This is a genomic window from Exiguobacterium sp. UBA3968, assembly GCF_002385115.1.
Classification (GTDB): Bacteria; Bacillota; Bacilli; order Exiguobacteriales; family Exiguobacteriaceae; genus Exiguobacterium_A.
This window is the reverse complement of the sequence record NZ_DGCW01000014.1, coordinates 1-1,035: the sequence shown is the minus strand read 5'-3', so window position 1 is coordinate 1,035 and position 1,035 is coordinate 1. Positions and strand designations below refer to the sequence as shown.

Below are 1,035 nucleotides of genomic sequence, written 5' to 3'. Positions count from 1 at the left end.
TCGTTCGATATCCCGTGGATTCATATTGGCTGCCCCTTGATACAACGGACGACCTGGATACGGAACGATCGCACGAGAGCGATTCGGCGTTTCTTCAGACACTCCTAGTAATTCAAAGTGTGGATAATCCTTAAAGCTCGTCCAGTCCCCACCCCAAGAAAAGCCACGTCGTTTCATCGCAGCAACAATCTTTTGAAAGCTTTGGTCATTTCGAAATAGCGCTTGTGTACCGTCTTGGGAATATTGAAAGAGGTCGACGGCAATTCCACGGTTATGATTCGATTGTCCCCCGCGTGCATTCGTTACGATTGGTCCCGGTAATGTCCGTCCCTGTGCGTACAACCGATTCTGTTCTGCGATCGATCGGTACCCTTGGGCGACACCGACATAAATCCCTTGTGCATGCATCTCCTGGATGACCTCTTGCGTCCGTTTGGCGACTTCTCGTGACAGTCCCGAAGCATTCAACTTCCGATTCGCTCGCTCGAGTAACCAGCTGATCGATAATGCCATCTATGCTCACTCCCTTTGTCTCCTGTTCCCGAAAACAAAATCCGCTATACTTATGGAATGCAGAATGATTTTAACTCATATCAAAAGGAGCATCATATGAAAAAACGCATCATTTGGACACTTGGCGTCACCTGTCTCTTACATCTTAGCTTCGTCCTGTATCTGACGCTGCAACCGACCGTAGCTACCAAGACGGAGTTACCGGACAATGCAACCGTCTTGAGTGAAGAAACCTCTTTTACGGGACATGTCGGTCAAGCGACGACACATACACCTATCGCATTCATACAATCTGTCTTTGTTTGGAGCACCCCGCTGACGATCGTCATCCTCTATATTCTTCTGACGATATTGCACCGATTACGCTCCACTCCGTCGTCTTGACTTTAATCGCTGTTCTGATACTTCGTCAGGAGAGCGGTTTTTTAGTGCACAAAAAAACCTCCCACCACAAGGGTGAGAGGGATTCGAAAAGAATTAACGTTTCGAGAATTGTGGTGCACGACGAGCTGCTTTAAGACC

Annotated in this window: 2 protein-coding genes; one reads left to right on the top strand and one right to left on the bottom strand. The window is 48.0% G+C overall.

Going from position 1 to position 1,035, the window contains the following annotated elements; all coding sequences use genetic code 11:
* Window positions 1-513, bottom strand: a 513-nt coding sequence (locus B3S86_RS15340; protein ID WP_290754328.1) for a M15 family metallopeptidase, incomplete at its 3' end; no start/stop codon positions are given.
* 96 nt (window positions 514-609) lie between these two features.
* Here B3S86_RS15340 and B3S86_RS15335 point away from each other — a divergent pair.
* Window positions 610-897 (top strand): hypothetical protein, encoded by a 288-nt coding sequence (locus B3S86_RS15335; RefSeq protein ID WP_290754327.1) that lies wholly within the window; start codon window positions 610-612, stop codon window positions 895-897.
* Window positions 898-1,035: the final 138 nt, after the last annotated feature.